Raw genomic sequence first — 20,091 nt, 5'->3', positions numbered from 1 at the left:
CGGTGTTACCCAATAAATGAGCAGGCCAGCACCCGAACCCCTCCATGTTCGGTGCGGTTCAGGCCCCGGTTCGGTGCGGTTCACCCCACCGTTCAGGTGCCATTCGAGGCCTGTCAGCAAAAATGGGAGCGGATTCGTGAGTGAACGCCTGACCTTCGACACCGTGCCGGACCTGATCGAGACCGAGGAGCAGCTCGAGGAGCTGGTCTCCCGTCCCACCCAGGGGCTGGTGGACGACTTCGCCACTTTGGACGGGGACATCATCGTTCTGGGTGTCGCCGGCAAGGTCGGCCCCTCCCTCGCCCGCATGGCCAAGCGCGCGGCGCCGGAGAAAAGGGTGATCGGGGTGGCGCGGTTCTCTGAAGCCGGGTCCAAGGAAGAGCTGGAGGGCTTCGGCATCGAGACCATCCGCTGCGACCTGCTGGATGCCGAGGCGGTGGCGCAGCTGCCCAAGGTGAAGAACGTGGTCTACATGGCCGGCAAGAAGTTCGGCACCAATGATGACCCCTCCTTCGCCTGGGCCATGAACACCATGGTGCCCGCGACCGTCGCCTCCCACTTCCGCGACAGCCGGATCGTCGCCTTCTCGACCCTGTGCGTCTATCCGTTCGGCGTCGTCGCCCATAACGGCTGGGACGAGCGGGTGCAGCCGCGCCCGGTGGGGGACTATGCGAACTCCTGCGTCGGTCGCGAGCGGGCGTTTGAATATGGTTCCCACGTGCATGGCACGCCGGGCCGCCTCGCCCGGCTGAACTATGCCATCGACCTGCGCTATGGCGTGCTGCACGACATCGCCAGCTGGGTCCATCGCGGCGAGCCGATCCCCATCCGCACCGGCCATGCCAGCGTGATCTGGCAGGGGGATTCCAACGCGCAGATCCTGCGCTGCCTGAAGCACTGCACGGTGCCCACCAGCCCCATCAATATCGGCGGGCCGGAGCAGGCGAGCGTGCGGGCCATCGCCCATGCCTTCGGCGAGAAGTTCGGCAAGGCGCCCATCTTCGAGGGCGAGGAGGAGCCCACCGGCTGGGCCAACAGCACCTACCAGGCCCAGCGCCTGTTCGGCTATCCCAACGTGCCGCTGGCCCGGATGATCGACTGGGTGGCCCACTGGGTGGAGAAGGGCGGCGCCATCTACGGCAAGCCCACGCGGTACGAAGTCCGCGACGGCCTCTTCTGAGGGGCCGGCGCCATGACAAGCGAAGATCCCCACCCCGCCCCCAGCCCGGCCCTCGGCTTCATGGGCTTCTGGGCCGACATCGATGCGGACTACGAGCTGCGCTATCAGGAATGGCACAATTGCGAGCACATGCCGGAGCGGGTGGGGATTCCCGGCTTCATCGAGGGGCGGCGCTATCGCGCCGTCCACGGCAGCCCGCGCTTCTTCATGTGCTATGTCACGGATGGTCCCGAGGTGCTGGGCAGCCCGGCCTATCTCGCCGCGCTGAACCGCCCCACGCCCTGGACCAGTGAGTCCCTCACCCACTTCCGCAATCCGGTGCGCTCGCTCTATCGGAACCATTGCCGGGTGGGCCGCGCGGGGGGCTATGCCCCCTACATCCTCCAGCGTCGCTTCGACCATAAGGCCGATGCCGCGACGCTGGCGGGAATGGTCCGCGCGGTGGTGGCGGAGGACACGTCCGGCACACTGTCGGGCGGGCTCTATGAGGTGGACGAGGCCATTTCCGGCATCATGACGGCCGAGCGCCGCATCTATTCCGGCGGGCCCGGGCGCCAGCAATATCTCTTCACCATCGAAGCCCTCGACCGCGACCAGGCGGAGGTGGCCGGGCGCCGGCTCGACGCCCTGATGACCGAGGGCGCCAGCGAGATCAATCCCGGCCTCTATTGGCTGGAGAACCGCATCCAGTCCACAGACCTGCGCCGGCCCGTCGCCGCGCCAGTGGCGGCAGCTGCAGACACCCGCATTCCCGAAAGGCTCACCCCATGAAGCTCCTGCGCCATGGCGCGGCCGGCGCCGAGCGGCCCGGCCTCCTCGCCGCCGACGGCACGGTCCGCGACCTCTCCGGTGTCGTGGATGACATCGACGCCGCCCTCATCGCCGATCCCGCCCGCCTCGCCGGGTTGCAGGCGCTGGACCCGCTCGCCCTGCCCCGCGTGCCCGGCGAGGTGCGCCTCGCAGCGCCGCTCGCCGGCATCGGCAAGATCGTCGGCGTTGGCCTGAATTACCACGACCACGCCCGCGAATGCGGCCTGCCCATTCCCGAAGAGCCCATCCTCTTCATGAAGGCCACCACCTCGCTCTGCGGCCCCTTTGATGCCATCCGCCTGCCGGAGGGCTCGGAAAAGACCGACTGGGAGGTGGAGCTGGGCGTCGTCATCGGCACCACCGCCCGCAAGGTGTCGGAGGCGGACGCGCTGGGCCATGTCTTCGGCTATTGCATCGCCCATGACGTGTCCGAACGCGCCCACCAGCTGGAACACGGCGGCCAGTGGACCAAGGGCAAGAGCCACGACACCTTCTGCCCCATCGGCCCCTGGCTGGTGACGGCGGACGAGGTGGGCGACCCGCAGGCCCTCGACCTCTGGTGCTCGGTGGATGGCGAGATGCGCCAGAACAGCTCCACCAGCGACATGATCTTCAAGGTGGCGGAGATCGTCTCCTACGTCAGCCGTTTCATGACGCTGGAGCCCGGCGACCTCATCATCACCGGCACGCCGGCGGGGGTGGGGCTGGGGCTGAAGCCGCAGGTCTATCTCGCCCGCGGGCAGGAGGTGCGCCTCGGCATCGCCCGCCTCGGCGAGCAGCGCCAATCCGTGGTCTGAGGAGGCATGCCATGACCGACACCCTTCTCGTTCAGTCCACGCGGGCCAACGTGCTCTCCAAGCTCATGAGCATGGATGCCATCCGCCCGCTCATCCTGGTTGCGGTGATCCTGGTGGGGTGGGATCTGGCGGTGCGCCTCTTGCGCATTCCGCCCTATCTCATCCCCGCGCCGACCCTGGTGATCGAGCAGGTCATCGCCCAGTGGCCCATGCTGCTGCGCGAGACGATGCCCACCCTCACCGCCACGCTGGGCGGATTCGCTTTGAGCGCGCTGGTGGGCATACCGCTCGCCATGCTCATTGCCTCCTCGAAGACGGTGGAGAGCTATCTCTATCCCCTCCTCGTCTTCTCCCAGTCGGTGCCGAAGATCGCGGTGGCGCCGCTGTTCGTGGTGTGGTTCGGCTTCGGCGTGCTGCCGAAGATCATCTCCGCCTTCCTGCTCGGGGTGTTCCCGGTGGTGGTCTCCACCGTGCTCGCCTTCAAGAGCGTGGACAAGGAGATGATCGACCTCGCCCGCTCCATGCGCGCCGGGGGCCTGCGCACCTTCATCCGCATCCGCCTGCCCCATGCCTTGCCCGGCATCTTCTCGGGGCTGAAGGTCGCCATCACGCTCGCCGTGGTGGGCGCGGTGGTGGGCGAGTTCGTCGGCTCCAACTCAGGCATCGGCTACGTGCTGCAGGTGGCGAACGGCAATTTCGATTTGCCGCTCATGTTCGCCGCGCTGTTCGTGCTCTCCATGATGGGGGTGATCCTCTTCATGGCGCTCGATGCCATCGAGCACTTCCTCATCCCCTGGCACGCCTCGCGCAGGCCGGACCCCAACAGCGGGACGTGAGGGCTCGCGCCCTCCCGCCGTTGGTCGGGAAATAAACCGCCGTCATGGCCGGGCTTGTCCCGGGCATCCACGTGGAAAGGCCGGGAGCACCCGCCCGGCTTCGGTCCCATCGGCCCGACGGGGATGCCCGGGACAAGCCCGGGCATGACGAAAGCGAGAGACGCCCCAAGCAAAGACGCACCACGACGACCCAAGCAAAACCAGAAAAACCGGTGGAGGAAACCATGATCTCGCGCAAGATCTCTCGAAGGACATTCGCCACGCACCTGTTATCCGGCGCATTCGCCCTCGGCCTTGCCACGGCATCCACGCTGCCGGCGGCCGCGCAGGCGGGCAAAGCGCCGGACAAGGCGGTGCTGATGCTCAACTGGTACGTCTATGGCGAGCACGCGCCCTTCATCCTCGGCCTCAAGAAGGGCTATTACGCGGAAGAGGGCATCGACCTCGACATCCAGGAGGGCCGCGGCTCGGCGGTGACGATCCAGGCGGTGGGCGCCGGCACGGCCACCTTCGGCCTCGCGGACATCGGCGTGATGATCAAGGCGGTGGCCAAGGGCGCGCCGGTGAAGACCATCGGCGTGCTGCTCCAGCGCACGCCCGGCGCGGTGGTCGCCCCCGAGGGCAAGATCAACGGCCCGAAGGACCTGCCCGGCAAGACCATCATGTTCACGCCCGGCGATGCCGTGACCCCCATCTGGCCGCTGTATCTGAAAAAGCTCGGCATCCCCGAGGGCGCGGTGAAGATGGTGGCGGCGGATGCCCAGGCCAAGCTCAACGCCGTGGTGAACAACCAGGCCGACGGCCTCATCGGCTTCACCACCGAGCAGGGCGCGCGCCTGCCTGATATCATGAACAAGCCGGTGACCATGCTGCGCTACACCGATGCGGGGGTGAACCTCGTCTCGCTCGGCATCGTCGCCAATACCGACACCCTCACCAAGCGCGCCGACATGGTGAAGCGCTTCATGCGCGCCACCACCCGCGCGGTGGAGGAGGCGGAGAAGAACCCCAAGGCCGCCATCGACATCCTCATGGAGGCCTATCCCAAGATCGGCCTGCCAGACGCGCAGCTGCGCAGCCTGCAATATTCGCAGGCGCTCTACCGCGCCTCCGACGACAAGAGCACGCGCCCCTTCCGCATGAACCCGGCGCTCATGGACGAAAGCCTCGAGATCCTCACCCAGTATGGCGGCCTCGACCCCTCCGCGCGCAGCAAGGCGCAGGATTACTTCACGCTGGAGTTCCTTCCGTGAGCGCTGCCCTGCACAGGATCGACACCCTCGCCCCGCGCGCCGAGGCCTCCGGCACCCATATCGCCATCTCCGGCCTCACCAAGACGTACAAGACGCGCGGCGGCGCGGTGCCCTCCCTCAAGCCCATCGACCTCAACATCTCGAAGGGCGAGTTCGTGGCCATCGTCGGCCCCTCGGGCTGCGGAAAGAGCACCCTGCTCAAGCTGGTCGCCGGGCTTCTGCCGGCCACCAGCGGCACCATCACCATCGGCGGCGTGAAGGTGACGCAGCCGCCGGACGGGGTGGGCATGGTGTTCCAGAGCCCGGTGCTGCTGCCCTGGCGCACGGTGCGCGACAACGTGCTGTTGCAGGTGGAGATGCGCGGGCGGCCCGTCGCCGCCTATCGCGAGGCGGCGGCGCGCCTCCTCCACACCGCCGGCCTCGACGGCTTCGAGGAGCGCTTTCCGTGGGAGCTGTCGGGCGGCATGCAGCAGCGCGCCGCCATCTGCCGGGCGCTGGTGCATGACCCCGAAGTGCTGCTCATGGACGAGCCCTTCGGCGCGCTCGACGCCATGACGCGGGAGAAGATGAACGCCGAGCTGCAGCGCATCTGGTACGAGACGCGCAAGACCGTGCTGCTCATCACCCACTCCATCCCGGAGGCGGTGTTCCTGGCCGACCGGGTGGTGGTCATGTCCAGCCGGCCGGGCAGCATCGAGGCCGTCTACGACATCGACCTGCCCCGCCCGCGCGACCTCTCGGTGATGGGGGAAGGCCGGTTCGTCCGCTACACCCAGGAGATCCGCAAGCACTTCTTCGCCCAGGGCGATCTGGATCACTGAGCGATCCGGAGAGACACGGCGCCCGCCCCACACGGCGGGCGCTTTTTTTGTTACGCGCCTCTCTCGTCAGGCGATTGGGGCCATGCGGTGGATCACCTTGTCGGCGATCAGCGCGCCTCCCCCCGCCGCGACGCCCCGTCCCGTCAAGACGTGACGTGGACGTCCACCGTCATGCCTCCGAAGGCGGAGCTGTCCCCGACGAAGCTGCCCTGCACCGGAATGGCCTGGCGGATGTCGCGCACCACCGCGACCGGGATGAGATTGAACCCGCCCATGCTGCGATTGGTGGGATCGAACGGGATCCAGCCTGCTCCGGGCACGAACACTTCCGCCCATGCGTGGGTGGAGCCCATGCCCTGAGACCCCACGAAAGTTCCGGCCGGGTTGTAAAGATAGCCCGACACGATGCGCGCGCCGAAGCCGAGGCTGCGGACCGTCTCCACGAACAGCACCGCGAAATCGCGGCAGGAGCCCCAGCCGCGATCGAGGGTTTCCGTCGGCGATTGCGTGCCCTCCTCGTCGCGGCTCTGATAGGAGATCTGGCGGGATACGCCGGCGCTCAGATCCTTCAGCAGCGAAAGGGTGTCGGTGGAATTCCCCCGAACGAAACCCATCGCCCAGCTCCGCAACCGTCCGCTGGCATCGGGAAACTGGGGGACCGCCAGCGCGCCGAGATCGGTCCATTCGTCGGCGGAATAGCTGAACGGAAAGGACGTGGCGGTGCCCGCGATGGCGAACACCGGCCATGGCACGGCATCGAGCTGGAGTTCTGTCGTGCTCTCGATGACCAGTTGATCGCCGGACGTCGAGAAGGTCGCGGTGGCGACCGCGTTGCCGAAGACATCCTGAGCCCAGTCCACCGTTGCCGCGGGGGTCAGCAACAGCTGGTTCGACGTCACCCGAAGGTCGCGGCTTTCCCGGGGGCGGAGCATCAGTCGATGCGGTCCGAAGGTCACCGGCCGATGGAAGCGATAGGTGGTGGTGTGGCGGATCTGGAGAGGGATCAAGGGCGCTCCGTGGGGCTCTGCGGCGCTTGAGCGTCTGGCCAGGCTGCGCAAACAAAAGCGCACCTGGCTAGCCTGGGGTCAGGTCTGCTCAAAGGGGGTTGGGCCATCAGCTTAGCACATGGGCGGGCTACCGCCTTGTTGAATTGATTGAGGTATAAATAATGTTGCACACTCGCGAATATCGGAGCATAGTGATCTTGTCGATACAAAGCCTGATCAATTGGTTTCGCGCAGATTTGTATTTTGCGCCCATCCAGAAATTCTCGCCAGAAAATGCGATGTCGACGACTGGCCATGGGCCGGTGAGCTAATTATCGAAATTGAGAGGGTTTCCCATGACTGAGGGAACCGTGAAGTGGTTCAACGCCCAGAAGGGCTTTGGATTCATCGCTCCTGATGCGGGCGGCAATGACGCGTTCGTCCATATCAGCGCTGTCGAGCGCTCCGGCCTTGGCGAGCTGCGCGAAGGCCAGAAGGTGGGCTTTGAGCTCGTCGCCGATCGCAAGAGCGGGAAGATGTCCGCGGACATGCTCAAGGATCTGAGCTGACCTGATGGCCGGCAGCCCGAGTCTTTCGGGAATGCCGGACTGATCATTGTTGCCGAAGGCTGACCGCGGATGTACCGGCAGCTCCGGTGGTGATGTGCCATCCCTTTGCCGAGCAGAGCGCCCGACGCCCTGTGGCCCTTGATGGTCGCAGGGCGTTTTTCGTTTCGCCGGCAGGATCGACCCACGTGCCCGAGAGGAGACGGCCATGGCCAAAGGACAGATGCGCGGCAATCGCGAAACCAAGAAGCCGAAGAAGGTCAAGGTGCCCGAGCCGCCGGCGTCGTTCGTGAAGGGGTCCCCCGTATCCTTGGGTCCGCCCAAGAAGAAGGGCTGAGGTGCTGTCATGAACGTCCGCACCCGTGAAACCACGGTCACGTTCGACCACGCCTTCCACCTCAGCGACGCGGACGGCGACCTCCCGGCGGGAACCTACCGTCTCGTCATCGACGAGGAGCAGCTTCTCGGCGTCTCATTCCTGGCCTACCGGCGCATGGCGACGATGCTGCACACGCCCGCCCTCGCGGCGCCTCCGGGTCGAAGCAAGTGCCTCTCGGTGAATGCCGCCGAACTCGATGCCGCCGTGTTGAAGGACCAGCAGACATCCGCGAGGGCGCGTGAAGCACCTTCGACGGATGCGCTCCTCCTTTGACGGACGGCCCGCAAACAGGAGGCTTCCATGACCCTTCAGTTTCCCAACGCCAGCCGCGTCTTTGATCCCGTCAGGCGCTGCGTGACCTTCTGGGGACACGATTCCGCGTTCGAGATCGCGTTCCATCTCGACGCCGATGTGCTGACGCGGTTCAGTCCCCAGAGCGGCCAGGACGAGGCGGCCTCCCTGCGCACCTTCGACACCAACCGGCAGCGGATCGAGCGCGCCGCGAGCGGTGTGTATGCGCGGCGGCGGCAAAGCTTCCACCGCCTGTCCACGTCCGACTTCTAGGGCCCACCATCGGCCGGCGCCCCGGCCCCCGTCGCGCGATCGCACGCGAGCGGCGCGTCGCACGCCGTGCCTCCGGCAAGAAAGGCGTTCGATCGCATGAACAAGGGCCTCCACATCGTTTTCCAGTCGCTCGACGCGGAGCACGTCCTCGCCCGGGTCATCTGGCGCGAGCAGGACAGCGGCGGCGGCAGCCTCACGCTCGAGATCCCTGTCCGCAACAGCGCGGCCGCTCCCAAGAGCCCCGAGCAACTCCAGGCCGACGCCCGCGCCCTTGCCGTCCGCTTCGCCCGGGCCTTCGCGGACACCATCCAGGATTAGTGCGGTGTCCCGCCCGTCAGGAGACCGCACGCGAAGCTGCGTCTCAAGGCCCCAGCACGAACGAATGCTCGAACCCCACCCCGATGGTGATCTGGTTGGGGCTTCCGGACAGTGTGGTCACGGGGCTTGCCGCTGCGGCGCCCGCCAAGCGCTGGTAGCTGCCGTAGAGGGTCGTCGTCCAGTCCGGTGACACCTCATAGGACAGGGACGAGGTGAGGCCGACGGACTTGATGCCGCCACCGGGCGCGTAGGGGGCGATGTGGCCGTTCAGCCCCGCTGCGAGGGGCGAGACACCGAATTCCGTCTGCATCAGCGCGCTGTCGGCCAGCGACAGGCGCGGCCCGATGGACCAGGTGAACAAGCCCTGCTTCTGCACGACATCGGCCGAGAGGTTGGCGGCAAGGCCACCTGAGCTGCCGAGGCCCTGGAGCAGCTCCACGCGGGTCCGCAATATGCCGGCTATTGGCCAGTATTCGGCGAATCCGCCGCCCTCCAGCGCCCAGGAATAGCCCGGCAGTCCAGGCAGGACGCCGCTCGGCCGCCCCTCGCGGATGCCCGCGAGCGGGCCGAGGCTGAAAGCGCCGAGATTGAACAGGCTGAAGCCGAAATTGTCGTCGGGCGCGCCGAAAGTCGCCGGCTCGTCTGCGCGCCGGATGTCGAACGAGGGTGAGAAGAACGGCCCGAAGGTCCGCGCACCGTCAAAGGACGGCCCCAGACTGAAGCTGCCGCCAAGCGTGACGATCCACGCGTCGGCTGCGGCGGACGTGGTCGAAGCCGAAGCCGCGCCGGCGTCCTGCGCCTGCGCCCCGCACGGGACCGAAACGGCCAGCATCAGGAGGAGTGCGGGAAGCGGCCTAGCCATCGCCGGCTCCAGCCACCTTGTCGATCTTGATCGCAAGCTTCTTGATGCGATGCCAGAGGCTGCGCTCGGTGATGCCGAGTTTCTCGGCGGCGCGGGCCTGCACGCCGCCGCTGTCCTTGAGGGCCTTCAGCACGAATTCGCGCTCGATGCGGGTCAGCTCACCATCGAGATCGCCGTTGAGCGTGTGAGGCTGTGCATCGGCTTCGCCGGTCGCCTCGAACAGCAGCAGGTCACTGGGACCCACCAGATCGCCCCGCGCCACGATAGCCGCCCGCTCCATGCAGTTCTGCAACTCTCGCACGTTCCCCGGCCAGCGGTAGCGCGTCAGCAGGGCCTGCGCGTCGGGAGTCAGGCCCTTGATGCGCTTGCCCATGTCGCGTGCCGCGGCGGCAAGGAAATGGTCGGCGAGGAGCACGATGTCGTCGCTGCGCTCGCGCAGCGGCGGCAGGGGGATGGGGAAGACCGCGAGACGGTAGTAAAGGTCCATGCGGAAGGTGCCGGCCGCGATCTCCTTCTGCAGATCCTTGTGGGTGGCGGCGATGATCCGCACGTCCACCGATACGCTCTTGCTGCTGCCCACAGGTTCGAAGCTCTGCTCCTGCAAGGCGCGCAGCACCTTGGCCTGAACCGGCAGGGGCATGTCGGCGATCTCGTCGAGGAAGAGCGTGCCATGGTCAGCGGCAGCGAAGCGGCCCTCGCGGGCGCCGGTGGCTCCGGTGAAGGCGCCCTTCACGTGGCCGAACAGTTCGCTCTCGATCAGGGTCTCCGGAATGGCAGCGCAGTTGACCGCGACGAAGGGCAGGTCGCGCCGCGGGCTGTTGTAGTGGATGGCCCGGGCCACCAGTTCCTTGCCGGTGCCGCTCTCGCCCAGCAGCAGCACGCTGGCGCGGCTCGGCGCCACCTCGGTGACTTGGCGCAGCACGTCGCGGAAGGCCGGGCTGTCGCCCACCAGATTGTCGAAGCGGTAACGTCCCTCCAGCTCGGAGCGCAGCCGCGCATTCTCGCCTTCCACCGCCTTGAGCCGCAGCGCCCGCGCCATGGTGGCGACCACGTCGTCGAGGTCGAGGGGCTTGGCCACATAGTCGAAAGCGCCGTCCTTGACGAGATCCACCGCGCCCCGCACCGAAGCATAGGCTGTCATGATGATGACCGGCAGGTCGGGCCGCTCCTGCTTCAGCGCCTTCAAGAGGTCGCTGCCGCCCCGCCCGGGCATGCGCAGGTCGCTCAGCACCAGGTCCACCGGCTGGCTGGCGCAATAGGCGAGCGCCCTGGCGACGGTGTTGGTTGAGACCGCCTCGAAGCCGCGCTCGGCGAGGGCGGCCTCCAGCACCTCCCCGTGGCGGACCTCGTCGTCGACGATGAGTATCTTCGCGGCCATACGCGGCATCACCCCTGTTTGCCGAGCGGAAGGCGGATGGTGAAGATGGCGCCGCGCTCCGGTGCGTCGGCACACGTCACCTCGCCGCCATGCACCTCCACGGTGGACCGCACGGTCGCGAGCCCGAGGCCGGTGCCGTTCACCTTGGTCGTCACGAAAGGCTCGAAAAGGGTGGCCCGCACGTCTTCCGGGATGCCCGGGCCGTTGTCCTCCACATGGAGCACGGCCGCGTCCGCCTCGAGCTCCGCACGCACGATGATGTGACCGCCATCGCCGGCGGCGTCCATGGCGTTGATGATGAGGTTCAGCAGCGCCTGGTGCAGCAGATCCTTGTCGCCCTGGATCGGCAGCGGGTGGTCCGGCAGGCGGGCGATGAGGCTGATGTTGCGGCGGCGCAGCTCCGGCGCCACGAAGTCGAGGGCCGGCCGGACGATGAAGGTGACGAGATCGAGCGGGACCGCGGTGCATTGCGGGGGCCGGGCATAGTCCAGCAGATCCTTCACCAGCCGGTCGATGCGCTGCACCTCGTCGAGGACGAACATCATCAGCCGGTCCTCGCCGGGCGCCATGGGGGTCTTGCGGCGCACCAGCTCCGCCGATGTCTTGATGATGCCGAGCGGGTTGCGGATCTCGTGGGCGATCACCGCCGCCGCCTGCCCGAGCGTCGCGAGCTGGGCCCGGTGGCGCGTGGCGGTCTCCCGGTCGCGCAGGGTCTGGAGCTGCTCGGTCATCGCATTGAAGCCGCTGGCCAGCGCCTCGATCTCGCGCCCGCCGGTCTCGCGCACGCGGATGGCATAGTTGCCCTCGGCCACCGCGCGCACGCCGCGGGTGAGGTCATGCAGGGGGCGGCTCATGCGCCTTGAGATGCTGAAGCCCACCAGCAGCGACAGCACGCCCGCGACCGCCGCCAGGGCGCCGAACAGCGAGACGGTGCCGAGGCGTTCGAACGTCGCCGACGTGCCGTTGAGCCGGCAGGCGATGATGCCCACGAGACGTCCGCTGTCGTCGCGAAGGGCGCTGAACGCCGCCGCTGGCCCCAGGCCGAAGCTGCGCCTCTGGATGGCGAGGGGCGCGCCGGCGCTGAGGGCCGCCAGCGACTCCGGCGGCACCGGCAGCGGGGTCCGCTTGAGGTCTTCGAGATCGCGCAATTCACCGCCCTCGGTCACCTCGATCAGGTGCAGGTCGAGCGAGCGGATGGTCTGCGGGGCAGTGAAGAACTGCTCATCCAGCAGATTGGCGATGAAGAGGAAGCCCGCCTGGTCGCCGATGCGCACCGGCTGCACCGCTCCGACCATCATGGCGCGGTGCCCGCCCTGCCGGACGAAGAAGATGGACGCGACCGCCTTGAGCGGCAAAGGCTGCATCAGTTCCAGGTCGCCGGTCGAGAACAGGACCGTGCCGTCCGCCGTGTAGAGACGCACGAAATCATAGCCCACGGTGGTGAGCAGGTCGGCGAACGGCGCGATGGGCTCGGTGCCGCCCCGTGACACGGCGGCGGCGACGACGGCGGTGGCGCGCTGGGCCTCCTCGCGGCCCTCCGCAGCCTCGTTGGCCATGAAGGTCGCGATCTCGCCGATCCACTGCTCCACGTTGCGCTCGAACGTCACCGAGATGACCTCGGCGGCGATGAAGCTCGCCACCAGCACGGGCGGCACGCTGACCATGACGAAATAGAGAGTGAGCCGCAGCCGCAGGGGCAGCAGCGACCACCAGTTCAGCCAACGCGAACCGCGCCGTCGCGTCATACGTCCTAGGACCTCTTGTTCCCGGCGCTGGCCTTCAGGGTGGGCGCGGCGTCGCAGCGTTGCAGCGTGGCGGCCGCGCGGTGCCAGTGGAGGGCACGGCCGAACGCCTTGATCCCAATGAAACCTGTCACGACGATGGCGTCGGCGCCGTCCGGCGCGATGGCCACGGAATAGCGTGCGCCGGCCTCCGGATCGTAGATCCAGCCGCCTTCCCAACCGTCACCGCCCGGCACGACGCCGGACATCACCTCCATGCCGCAGAGGGGGCGATCGCGCAGGGTCAGGTCGGCATTGTTCTCGTCGCGCACGGGCTGCGCATGCGCGTCCAGCGGGGACTTCAGCCACACGATGCGTCCGCAGAGCATGTCGCCGCACGGCGCGATCTCAACGGCGCCCTCGCCATCCTCGGTCATCCAGACGCCGGTGACGTCCGGCGCGGCTGAGGCCGGGGTCACCAGACCCAGCGTCAGGAGGCCGGCGATCAGGTTTCGCATGGGGTCAGCTCCGGTTTCGCAACGGCATCGGCTTCGGCATCTTCCCCATGACCCACGAGCGCGACGCCCACGAGGATGAGGCCGATGCCGGCGGCGGTGCGCGCGTCCACCGTCTCGCCGAACGCGAGCCAGGCGAACAGCGGCACGCTCACATAGCTCAGTGCCGTCAGGGGGAAGGCGCGGCTGAGGGCGGTCGTGCGCAGCACCAGCATCCACAGCACGTAGGTCGCAAGGTAGAGGCCGACCGCCAGCCACGCGAACGCGGTTCCGGCTGCGGCGGCGAGGAAGTCCAGCCCCAGCGGAATGTCGCCGATGGCCTCGGCGGCGCCCTTGAAGGCGAGCTGGGTCGCGGTGTCCACGGCGAGGAAGACGGCGACGAGGATCAGGGTCGCGGCGGTGGCGGGACGCAGCGTCATCGCGCGCCCTCCCTGCCCAGCCGTCGCAGGTCGGGATCCCAGCGGGGGAAGGCCAACAGCGGGGCGACGAGGCGCAAGACCGTATGGAGTGCCCGGTTGCGATGCTTCACCAGATGCGTGCGCGGCTCCAGCGCGCTGCCGAAGCGCAGCTTGGACGCATAGGCGGTCTGCCCGGTCTGCAGGTAGCGCCGGCCGATGCGCTGGCAGAAGCGCACGTTTTCCAACCAGCTCAGGGCGTAGAGATCGTGCGCGGGGCCGAGCGGATAGGCCATGCCGAGGAACTTGTCGATCACCCGGTCGGGCTCGACGAACAGGAGGTTGAAGGCAGCAAGCTGCCCGCCCACGCGATAGCAGGCGAAGACGGCATCGGTGCCGAGCGCCCGCGACACGGTTTCGAAATAGCCGTCCGGCAAATCCTCGAAATCGCCGTAGCGCACCTGGCTGCGAGTGCGGGTGGACTCATAGAGGGCGCGCACCTCCCCTTCCATACCGGCGAGGGAGGTGCGCCATTCCACCTCCACCCGCTCGGCCCGCTTCAGCTTGCGCCGCAGATCCTTGCGGGTGGCCGGCGAGAGGCGGGCGAGATAGCCATCGAGATCGCCGGTGCCGTCGAGGTCCAGCACCGCGACCGGCAGGCTCTCCACCGCGAAGTAGCGGGCGGCGGCCAGATGCGGCGCCAGCAGCGCCAGCTCGCGCGGCGCGAGGTCCTTGAACACCACGAGCCCGGCGCCGCGCCGCGCCGCCTCCGCCTCAATGGTGGCGATGAGGTTTGCGACGGCCTCCGCCCGTCCGGCCTCGCACAGGCGCGGGTTCAGCGCCACCGGGCAGGCGTCGGTAAAGGTCGAGCCGACGCCGAGCATCCGCCATTCCATGAGACCGGGCGCGCGGCGCGCGAGGCGATCGCAGAAGGCGGCCAGAGGTCCGTCCTGCAACGGGGTGTCCAGCCGATATTTCAGGGCGAACAGCGGGGCCGCTGCGGCCAGACCCGAGCGGTCGCCCACGCTGACCGCCGCCAGTTCAAGGGCGTCCGGCGGGGAGGTCTCGCAGGCCGCGAGATAGGCCCACCCCTCGCTTTCGGGCGGGCGGGCGGCCTTCCAGGCCGTGGCATCGATGCCGGCCATGCCGGACACCATGCGCACGAGCGGGGCAACCGGCGCGCGGGCCGGTTCCCCGGGCCAGTCGCCGACCAGGGCATCATGCGACATGCGCCACCTGTCCCTGGGGAGGCTGTGTGTGGGGGGGCTGCCGTTCGGCACGGCCGGCTGTCGCCCGGCGCGGCTCGCTTGCGGGTTGGCGCAGCGGCGCCTCCACCACGCCCTGGATGAAGGCCGAGATCCGGTCGGTGACGAGATGGCGCTGCCGGTCGAGGGTGACGAGGTGGTAGCTGTCGTCGAGCACCAGGCAATCCACGGTGCCGCCGAGGCGGCGTTGCAGCAGCACGGCGTTGTTGAAGCTCGCCACGTCGTCGTGGCGGGCATGGGCGATGAACACGGGCTGGCGAATGCTGCCGAGCTGCGGCTTCAGCATCGCCACCAGCCGCCACAGCTGCCGCAACGCCGCGGAGGGCGTGCCGAGGCTGCCGGCATCGGTATCGCCCAGCCGCATGGCGCGCACGATCACGCTGCGGATGCGCTCGTCCTTCAGGCCGTAGGGCTCGCGCTCCACGAAGCGATAGCGCCGGCCCAGCGGCGTGTTGATGAGGAGGCGCAGCAGGAAGCCGTAGCGGGGGATGGACCAGCCGTCATAACGCAGGGTCGGCGCCAGCATCACCACGCCGTCCACGCTCTCGGGATTGCGCGCGGCGAGCAAAGCGGCGAGCAGCGCGCCCATGGAGAGGCCGCCCACGATCACCTTGGTGCAGCGCGCCTCCAGTGTCGCGAGGGCGGCCGCGGCGCTGGCGTACCAGTCCTCGATCGTCGTCGCCGCCAGCTCCGCCTCGGTGCCGCAATGGCCGGCGAGCTGGCAGCACAGCACGGTGGCGCCGCCGGCGGCGAGCCGCCGCGCCACCTCGCGCAGCTCCACCGGGGTGCCGCCAAGTCCGTGGAGGAGCAGCACCCCGACGGGGCCGCCTTCGATCATGATGCTGCGGTCGAGAGGCATGGGTTTCTCACAGGCTGGATGCGACGAGGGCGACACCGGCGGTGACGAGGGCGGCCCCGGCGTATTGCCGCGGCGCGATCCGCTCGCCGAGCCACAGGCGGCTCGCCACCGTGACTCCGAGGATGTTGAGGCTGGCGACGGGAAAGGCGATGGCGAGCGGCACCAGCGCGAGGATGCGCGTCCACACCAGGAACTCGATGGCGTAGATCATCAGCCCCGCGATCAGCCATGGCTCGGCCACCAGCCTCAGGGCGAAGCGCCCGGCGCCGGTGCTGACGGCCGGAAGGCGGTCGGCGCCGCGCTTGAAGGCCAGCTGCCCGGCCACGTCGCAGGCGACGGAGGCGGCGAACAGGGCGACGAGGGACACGCTCATTGCAGGATGTCCCCCATGTGCCGGAGGATGCGGCCGTTGGTGACGCCGTTGACGGCGTTGGCATTGCCGTGGGGATCGCGCCGCTGGTCGCGGTCCAGATAGGCGCAGAGGGCGCGCAGCGCGCCATTGTCGCCCTCCGGCGAATAGTCGCCGCACACATCCATGCCCAGAACCGGCCGGTGCTCGGCGAAGACGGTGATGGCCTGAAGCACCTTGTGGAGGGGAAGCCGGCCCTGATCCCAGTTGGTCACCGCCTCGTCCGGACCCAGCACATCCTTGTCGAGGGTGATCCAGAGCGGCGTGTGCGGCAGCTCGGCGGCGATGGCCTCCATTCGTTCCGCGAAATCGCCGTCCTCGAGGCCGTCCCAGCGCAGGCCGTCGGCGCCAATCCCCGCCGCGCCGCGCACGCTCGCGACCTCGAAGCCCGGCCCGGCATAGAAGGTGGCACCGGCCGCCAGCGGATGCATCTGAAGGCGCCCGGAGCGCAGGAGCGGCAGATCCGCGCCCTTCAGCTGCGGCGCGCTGAGATCAGAACTGCACGGGCCCAGCGTCACCACCCGCGCCACGTTCCGCTGTTCCAGAAGGCGGCTCACCCACGAGCCGCAATTGAGCGTGCGGGGAAAGCGGGTCCAGTCCGGATGGTTGTCGAAATGCACGACGCTGACCGGCTGATCGAAGCGCGACACCAGAAGGTGGCTGAGGTGATGGAAGTCGCCCGAGCCATAGAAGCAGATCTCGCCGCGCGTCGGCGGGCCGAGCCGGTCGGCCAGCGTCCTGAGCGCGCTCCGGCCCGCCAGAAGGCGCAGCCGGGGCGCGAGATCCCGTGCGAGGAACAGGTCGGCGTCACAGCCGGGCAGGCCGGCCATGACCTCGTCCTGCACGGTGAGTGCACCGTCCAGATCGATGACCTTGATGCGCATGGCGCTCACCGGGGCGTCACGCGGGTGAACAGCTGGTCCATCAGCGCCAAGGCGAGGTCGATCTCGGCGTGGCTGATGGTCAGCGACGGCGCCAGCGTGATGACGTTCTTGTGGTAGCCGCCGATGTCCAGCACCAGCCCGAAGCGCTCGCCGCCATGGACGAGATCGCCCTTCAGCGCCTCGTCCACCATGCGGTCGACGATGGCCTTAGAGGGGGTGAAGCTGTCGTGTGGCTCGCAGATCTCCACCCGCAGCGCGAGGCCGAGGCCGTCCACGTCGCCGACGATGGCGTGCTTCGCCTTCAGCTCCTTCAGGCCGTCGAGGAAACGGGCGCCCTTCTCGGCCACGGAGGTGGCGAAATCCTCCTCCTGCATCATGCGCATGGCCTCCAGCGCCACCGCGGTGCCGAGCGGATTGGCATTGAAGGTGGAATGGGTGGAGCCGGGCGGAAACGCCTGCGGATTGATGAGCGCCTCCCGCGCCCACAGGCCGGACAGGGGATTGAGCCCGTTGGTGAGGGCCTTGCCGAACACGATGATGTCCGGCGCCACGCCGAAGTGCTCGATCGACCACAATTTGCCGGTGCGGTAGAAGCCCATCTGGATCTCGTCCACCACCAAGAGGATGCCGTGGCGGTCGAGCACCTCCTTCAGCTCCGGGAAGAAGTTCGCAGGCGGGATGACATAGCCGCCGGTGCCCTGGATCGGCTCCACATAGAAGGCGGCGTATTCGCACTTGCCGGCCTTGGGGTCCCACACGCCGTTGTATTCGCTCTCGAACAGACGGGCGAACTGCTGCACGCAGTGGTGGCCGTATTCCTCTTTCGTCATGCCGCGCGGGCCGCGGAAATGATAGGGGAAGGGGATGAAGTGGGCGCGCTCGCCGAAATGGCCGAAGCGGCGGCGATAGCGGTAGGACGAGGTGATGGCCGAGGCGCCCAGCGTGCGGCCGTGGTATCCCCCCTCGAAGGCGAACATCAGGCTTTTGCCGTCGCAGGCGTTGCGCACCAGCTTGAGGGAGTCCTCGATGGCCTGGGCGCCGCCCACGTTGAAATGCACCCGCCCCTTGTGCCCGAAGCGCGCCATGGCGCCTTCGGCGATCTCGGCAGCCAGCTCGATCTTCTCGCGATGCAGATACTGGCTCGCCACCTGGGGCAGGCGATCGAGCTGGCGGCGCATGGCCTCGTTCAGACGCGGATTGGCATAGCCGAAATTGACAGCCGAGTACCACATCTGAAGATCAAGGAAGGCGCGGTCCTCGTCATCATAGATAAACGACCCCTCGCACCGCTCGAATATCTTCGGCTCCGGGGTGTAATGGACCGTATCCCCATGGGAGCAATAGGTTTTTTCCAGTTCACGCAGGCGGGTGCGCTCGGCGGCGGACGTTGCGACTTCGGTCTGGCGATCAAGCATGGATGTCCTCGAACATAAGACGGGAGGGGGCCGCATGGCGGCGCGCCCGGAGCGGGTCCAGGAAAGCCAGGGCGTCGGCGAAGCCTGAAATTGCGCGGTGAGGGATGCCCTCGGCACCGCAGAAGGCAGCGAGCGCCCCCTTGGCCAGGACAAAGTCGGCGCGGCGGGCAAGGCAGAAGTCGGATCGCCCGTCGCCCACCAGCACCACACGGCGATTTGCGGGCACGGCGGCGCATTTGCAGGTGCCGCTTGGGCACTGTTCCCCGCGATTGGAGAAAGCCGCCTGCCAGCGGCCATTGGCCGTTTCCACCAGCCGATTGCTGGTGACCGGCAGGTCGATCCCGTTGGCGTGCAACAGGTGAATGATGGCGAGATCGAACCCGTCGGACACCACGGAGACGGTCGCGCCGCAGAGCCAGGCCCGGGTGACGAAGGCTGCGAAGTGCGGATCGAGCTTCACATCGGCGAGGGCTGCCAACATGGCGGCGCGTGGCGCTTCCAGCAAAGCGACCTGCCGCGACATGCATTCCCGCGAGCCGATGCGGCCGGCGCACCATTCTTCTTCGATTTCCTGCCAGCTCCCATCCGCGAATGTCGCGAGCAGAAGATCCGTGGTGTCGACGAGGCTTATGGTGCCGTCAAAATCGAGAGCGAAGTGAAGTTGCATTTGGCCTCACGAACTGCGTCCCTTCCCAACGCAAGCGTGGTGCCAATTGCTAACCGACTGATGCAACTACGTTATCCGTGGAAGCGTGATGGCAGGCTGCCCCCGAGATGCGAAGGTTCCTCCAAAAATTGGAGAGGCGCCCAGGCGGAACGCCATGGAGACGCGCTTCTCGCCCGCGCCGTGATGGGTGCGGCGCGTGGATCGAAGTCAGCGCGCCACGCCGCAGGCCTCGATCGATCCGAACTTGCCGCGATAGTCCTGCGGGTTCACGCCCAACCGCCGGCGAAAGGCGCGCCGCATCCGCTCCTCGTCGGCGAAGCCGCAGCGCACCGCGATTTCCTTGATGCTCTGCCGTGTCTCCTCGAGTGCCCGGCGGGCGGCATCGAGCCGCAATTCCTCCACCACCTTGGCCGGTGTGCGGCCGGTCCGCGCGGCATAGAGCCGGGCGAAGGTGCGCGGGCTCATGGATACGCGCTCGGCGAGCGTCTCCACCCGCAGGTCCTGGTCGAGGTGGTCGCTGATCCAGCTGTGCAGGGCCTCGAAGCCGCCGTCGTCCGCCGCCTGCAAGGCCAGCGGAACGCTAAACTGGGTCTGCCCTCCGCCACGCTTCAGGAAGACCACCAGCCGCTTGGCGACGCGGATGGCCTCGGCGTGGCCGCGGTCGTCCTCGATCAGGGCGAGCGCCAGATCGATGCCCGCGGTCACGCCTGCGGAGGTCCAGACGGGACCGTCGTGCTCGTATATCGCATCCGGCGACACCGTCAGGTCGGGATAGCGATCCTGAAGCAGCCGGCAGGAGCCCCAGTGCGTCACCACCCGTCGCCCGCCCAAAAGCCCCGCTGCCGCCAGCACGAAGGCGCCCGTGCAGACGGAGCAGACCCGGCGGATGCCCCCGGCGCGATCGGAGATCCATGCCAGCAGGCGGGGCTCGCATGCGGCCAGGTGCACCCCCGGCCCACCGACGACCACCAGCGTATCCACCTCACCCACGCCGGAGAGCGGCTGGCTCATCAGCTCCAGTCCCGACGACGTTCGCACCAGCCCGCCCGCCACCGACGCCACCGTCAGGCGGTAGGGCGGCGCGGCGCCTTCGGAGGTCTCGCAGGACAGCTCGAACGCTGCCAGCGGACCGGAGAGGTCGAGGACCAGGGCACCGGGGAACACCACGAAGACGACGTGTCGCTGCTGCAAGCCGCCCTCCATCGCGTTGC

General features: G+C 68.1%; 24 protein-coding genes. 11 read left to right on the top strand and 13 right to left on the bottom strand.

Annotated elements, in window-relative coordinates:
• The first annotated feature begins 136 nt into the window (after positions 1–136).
• The 6 genes from ACE3QW_RS20850 to ACE3QW_RS20825 all read left to right on the top strand — a co-directional run bounded on the left by ACE3QW_RS20850 (position 137) and on the right by ACE3QW_RS20825 (position 5,697).
• Positions 137–1,180, top strand: coding sequence for an NAD-dependent epimerase/dehydratase family protein (locus ACE3QW_RS20850; RefSeq protein ID WP_374253747.1), 1,044 nt, complete (start codon positions 137–139; stop codon positions 1,178–1,180).
• A gap of 12 nt (positions 1,181–1,192) precedes the next feature.
• Positions 1,193–1,951: a hypothetical protein gene (locus ACE3QW_RS20845; RefSeq protein ID WP_374253745.1), complete on the top strand. Its 759-nt coding sequence runs from the start codon at positions 1,193–1,195 to the stop codon at positions 1,949–1,951.
• Complete coding sequence (locus tag ACE3QW_RS20840; RefSeq protein WP_374253743.1) at positions 1,948–2,787, top strand: fumarylacetoacetate hydrolase family protein; 840 nt, start codon at positions 1,948–1,950, stop codon at positions 2,785–2,787. The genes ACE3QW_RS20845 and ACE3QW_RS20840 overlap by 4 nt, the downstream gene beginning before the upstream one ends.
• Before the next feature lie 11 nt (positions 2,788–2,798).
• The gene (locus tag ACE3QW_RS20835; RefSeq protein WP_051678713.1) at positions 2,799–3,623 is read left to right on the top strand and encodes an ABC transporter permease; all 825 of its coding nucleotides are present in this window, start codon (positions 2,799–2,801) and stop codon (positions 3,621–3,623) included.
• Between the two features lie 224 nt (positions 3,624–3,847).
• Entirely contained in the window at positions 3,848–4,876 is a 1,029-nt protein-coding gene (locus ACE3QW_RS20830; RefSeq protein WP_374253741.1) for an ABC transporter substrate-binding protein, read from the top strand.
• On the top strand, positions 4,873–5,697 hold the full coding sequence (locus tag ACE3QW_RS20825; RefSeq protein WP_374253739.1) for an ABC transporter ATP-binding protein: 825 nt from the start codon (positions 4,873–4,875) through the stop codon (positions 5,695–5,697). Before ACE3QW_RS20830 ends, ACE3QW_RS20825 begins: the two co-directional genes overlap by 4 nt.
• 143 nt (positions 5,698–5,840) lie before the next feature.
• Here the strand turns inward: ACE3QW_RS20825 and ACE3QW_RS20820 are convergent, their stop codons facing one another.
• Positions 5,841–6,704 (bottom strand): transglutaminase N-terminal domain-containing protein, encoded by an 864-nt coding sequence (locus tag ACE3QW_RS20820; protein ID WP_374253737.1) that lies wholly within the window; start codon positions 6,702–6,704, stop codon positions 5,841–5,843.
• Positions 6,705–7,039: 335 nt separating this feature from the next.
• On the opposite strand from ACE3QW_RS20820, the gene ACE3QW_RS20815 reads away from it, so the two are divergent.
• From ACE3QW_RS20815 to ACE3QW_RS20795, 5 genes are all read left to right on the top strand, one after another.
• Complete coding sequence (locus tag ACE3QW_RS20815) at positions 7,040–7,252, top strand: cold-shock protein (protein ID WP_024278065.1); 213 nt, start codon at positions 7,040–7,042, stop codon at positions 7,250–7,252.
• A 205-nt stretch (positions 7,253–7,457) separates the two neighbouring features.
• On the top strand, positions 7,458–7,586 hold the full coding sequence (locus ACE3QW_RS20810; RefSeq protein ID WP_280938289.1) for a hypothetical protein: 129 nt from the start codon (positions 7,458–7,460) through the stop codon (positions 7,584–7,586).
• Positions 7,587–7,595: 9 nt separating this feature from the next.
• A complete protein-coding gene (locus ACE3QW_RS20805) occupies positions 7,596–7,901 on the top strand; it encodes a hypothetical protein (protein ID WP_374253735.1) in 306 nt (101 codons plus the stop codon).
• Between the two features lie 27 nt (positions 7,902–7,928).
• On the top strand, positions 7,929–8,192 hold the full coding sequence (locus ACE3QW_RS20800) for a DUF1488 domain-containing protein (protein ID WP_024278067.1): 264 nt from the start codon (positions 7,929–7,931) through the stop codon (positions 8,190–8,192).
• Between the two features lie 96 nt (positions 8,193–8,288).
• A complete protein-coding gene (locus ACE3QW_RS20795) occupies positions 8,289–8,510 on the top strand; it encodes a hypothetical protein (protein WP_029555021.1) in 222 nt (73 codons plus the stop codon).
• 43 nt (positions 8,511–8,553) lie between these two features.
• Here ACE3QW_RS20795 and ACE3QW_RS20790 read toward each other — a convergent pair whose 3' ends face one another.
• From ACE3QW_RS20790 to ACE3QW_RS20735, 12 genes are all read right to left on the bottom strand, one after another.
• The gene (locus tag ACE3QW_RS20790; RefSeq protein WP_374253732.1) at positions 8,554–9,372 is read right to left on the bottom strand and encodes a MipA/OmpV family protein; all 819 of its coding nucleotides are present in this window, start codon (positions 9,370–9,372) and stop codon (positions 8,554–8,556) included.
• Complete coding sequence (locus tag ACE3QW_RS20785) at positions 9,365–10,750, bottom strand: sigma-54-dependent transcriptional regulator (protein WP_374253730.1); 1,386 nt, start codon at positions 10,748–10,750, stop codon at positions 9,365–9,367. Before ACE3QW_RS20785 ends, ACE3QW_RS20790 begins: the two co-directional genes overlap by 8 nt.
• Positions 10,751–10,758: 8 nt before the next feature.
• On the bottom strand, positions 10,759–12,495 hold the full coding sequence (locus tag ACE3QW_RS20780) for an ATP-binding protein (RefSeq protein ID WP_374253728.1): 1,737 nt from the start codon (positions 12,493–12,495) through the stop codon (positions 10,759–10,761).
• A gap of 5 nt (positions 12,496–12,500) precedes the next feature.
• Entirely contained in the window at positions 12,501–12,989 is a 489-nt protein-coding gene (locus ACE3QW_RS20775) for a DUF2147 domain-containing protein (protein WP_374253726.1), read from the bottom strand.
• Positions 12,977–13,405 (bottom strand): EamA family transporter, encoded by a 429-nt coding sequence (locus ACE3QW_RS20770; protein ID WP_374253724.1) that lies wholly within the window; start codon positions 13,403–13,405, stop codon positions 12,977–12,979. Before ACE3QW_RS20770 ends, ACE3QW_RS20775 begins: the two co-directional genes overlap by 13 nt.
• Positions 13,402–14,610 (bottom strand): GNAT family N-acetyltransferase, encoded by a 1,209-nt coding sequence (locus ACE3QW_RS20765; protein WP_374253722.1) that lies wholly within the window; start codon positions 14,608–14,610, stop codon positions 13,402–13,404. Before ACE3QW_RS20765 ends, ACE3QW_RS20770 begins: the two co-directional genes overlap by 4 nt.
• Complete coding sequence (locus ACE3QW_RS20760) at positions 14,600–15,505, bottom strand: alpha/beta hydrolase (protein ID WP_374253719.1); 906 nt, start codon at positions 15,503–15,505, stop codon at positions 14,600–14,602. The genes ACE3QW_RS20765 and ACE3QW_RS20760 overlap by 11 nt, the downstream gene beginning before the upstream one ends.
• A gap of 7 nt (positions 15,506–15,512) precedes the next feature.
• Entirely contained in the window at positions 15,513–15,878 is a 366-nt protein-coding gene (locus ACE3QW_RS20755; protein ID WP_029555013.1) for an EamA family transporter, read from the bottom strand.
• Complete coding sequence (locus ACE3QW_RS20750) at positions 15,875–16,798, bottom strand: arginase (protein WP_374253717.1); 924 nt, start codon at positions 16,796–16,798, stop codon at positions 15,875–15,877. The genes ACE3QW_RS20755 and ACE3QW_RS20750 overlap by 4 nt, the downstream gene beginning before the upstream one ends.
• 5 nt (positions 16,799–16,803) lie before the next feature.
• Positions 16,804–18,213, bottom strand: a complete 1,410-nt coding sequence (locus tag ACE3QW_RS20745) for an aspartate aminotransferase family protein (protein WP_374253715.1) — start codon at positions 18,211–18,213, stop codon at positions 16,804–16,806.
• Positions 18,206–18,880 carry an HAD-IB family phosphatase gene (locus ACE3QW_RS20740; RefSeq protein WP_374253713.1) on the bottom strand — a complete coding sequence of 225 codons (675 nt, stop codon included), beginning with the start codon at positions 18,878–18,880 and terminating at the stop codon, positions 18,206–18,208. Before ACE3QW_RS20740 ends, ACE3QW_RS20745 begins: the two co-directional genes overlap by 8 nt.
• A gap of 207 nt (positions 18,881–19,087) precedes the next feature.
• A complete protein-coding gene (locus ACE3QW_RS20735) occupies positions 19,088–20,071 on the bottom strand; it encodes a GlxA family transcriptional regulator (protein ID WP_374253711.1) in 984 nt (327 codons plus the stop codon).
• Positions 20,072–20,091 lie beyond the last annotated feature (20 nt).

Source organism: Xanthobacter sp., from assembly GCF_041911315.1.
Taxonomy (GTDB): Bacteria; Pseudomonadota; Alphaproteobacteria; order Rhizobiales; family Xanthobacteraceae; genus Xanthobacter; species Xanthobacter aminoxidans.
Note: the sequence above shows the minus strand (reverse complement) of the source record. Positions and strands in the feature narration are given on the sequence as shown.

Excerpts from the sequence above, each read along its gene's own strand:
- ACE3QW_RS20770 (WP_374253724.1), bottom strand. The coding sequence starts at position 13,405 with ATGACGCTGCGTCCCGCCACCGCCGCGACCCTGATCCTCGTCGCCGTC.
- ACE3QW_RS20745 (WP_374253715.1), bottom strand. The coding sequence starts at position 18,213 with ATGCTTGATCGCCAGACCGAAGTCGCAACGTCCGCCGCCGAGCGCACC.
- ACE3QW_RS20785 (WP_374253730.1), bottom strand. The coding sequence starts at position 10,750 with ATGGCCGCGAAGATACTCATCGTCGACGACGAGGTCCGCCACGGGGAG.
- ACE3QW_RS20835 (WP_051678713.1), top strand. The coding sequence starts at position 2,799 with ATGACCGACACCCTTCTCGTTCAGTCCACGCGGGCCAACGTGCTCTCC.
- ACE3QW_RS20765 (WP_374253722.1), bottom strand. The coding sequence starts at position 14,610 with ATGTCGCATGATGCCCTGGTCGGCGACTGGCCCGGGGAACCGGCCCGC.
- ACE3QW_RS20750 (WP_374253717.1), bottom strand. The coding sequence starts at position 16,798 with ATGCGCATCAAGGTCATCGATCTGGACGGTGCACTCACCGTGCAGGAC.
- ACE3QW_RS20790 (WP_374253732.1), bottom strand. The coding sequence starts at position 9,372 with ATGGCTAGGCCGCTTCCCGCACTCCTCCTGATGCTGGCCGTTTCGGTC.
- ACE3QW_RS20805 (WP_374253735.1), top strand. The coding sequence starts at position 7,596 with ATGAACGTCCGCACCCGTGAAACCACGGTCACGTTCGACCACGCCTTC.
- ACE3QW_RS20775 (WP_374253726.1), bottom strand. The coding sequence starts at position 12,989 with ATGCGAAACCTGATCGCCGGCCTCCTGACGCTGGGTCTGGTGACCCCG.
- ACE3QW_RS20845 (WP_374253745.1), top strand. The coding sequence starts at position 1,193 with ATGACAAGCGAAGATCCCCACCCCGCCCCCAGCCCGGCCCTCGGCTTC.
- ACE3QW_RS20780 (WP_374253728.1), bottom strand. The coding sequence starts at position 12,495 with ATGACGCGACGGCGCGGTTCGCGTTGGCTGAACTGGTGGTCGCTGCTG.
- ACE3QW_RS20795 (WP_029555021.1), top strand. The coding sequence starts at position 8,289 with ATGAACAAGGGCCTCCACATCGTTTTCCAGTCGCTCGACGCGGAGCAC.
- ACE3QW_RS20755 (WP_029555013.1), bottom strand. The coding sequence starts at position 15,878 with ATGAGCGTGTCCCTCGTCGCCCTGTTCGCCGCCTCCGTCGCCTGCGAC.
- ACE3QW_RS20810 (WP_280938289.1), top strand. The coding sequence starts at position 7,458 with ATGGCCAAAGGACAGATGCGCGGCAATCGCGAAACCAAGAAGCCGAAG.
- ACE3QW_RS20815 (WP_024278065.1), top strand. The coding sequence starts at position 7,040 with ATGACTGAGGGAACCGTGAAGTGGTTCAACGCCCAGAAGGGCTTTGGA.
- ACE3QW_RS20800 (WP_024278067.1), top strand. The coding sequence starts at position 7,929 with ATGACCCTTCAGTTTCCCAACGCCAGCCGCGTCTTTGATCCCGTCAGG.
- ACE3QW_RS20760 (WP_374253719.1), bottom strand. The coding sequence starts at position 15,505 with ATGCCTCTCGACCGCAGCATCATGATCGAAGGCGGCCCCGTCGGGGTG.
- ACE3QW_RS20840 (WP_374253743.1), top strand. The coding sequence starts at position 1,948 with ATGAAGCTCCTGCGCCATGGCGCGGCCGGCGCCGAGCGGCCCGGCCTC.
- ACE3QW_RS20740 (WP_374253713.1), bottom strand. The coding sequence starts at position 18,880 with ATGCAACTTCACTTCGCTCTCGATTTTGACGGCACCATAAGCCTCGTC.
- ACE3QW_RS20830 (WP_374253741.1), top strand. The coding sequence starts at position 3,848 with ATGATCTCGCGCAAGATCTCTCGAAGGACATTCGCCACGCACCTGTTA.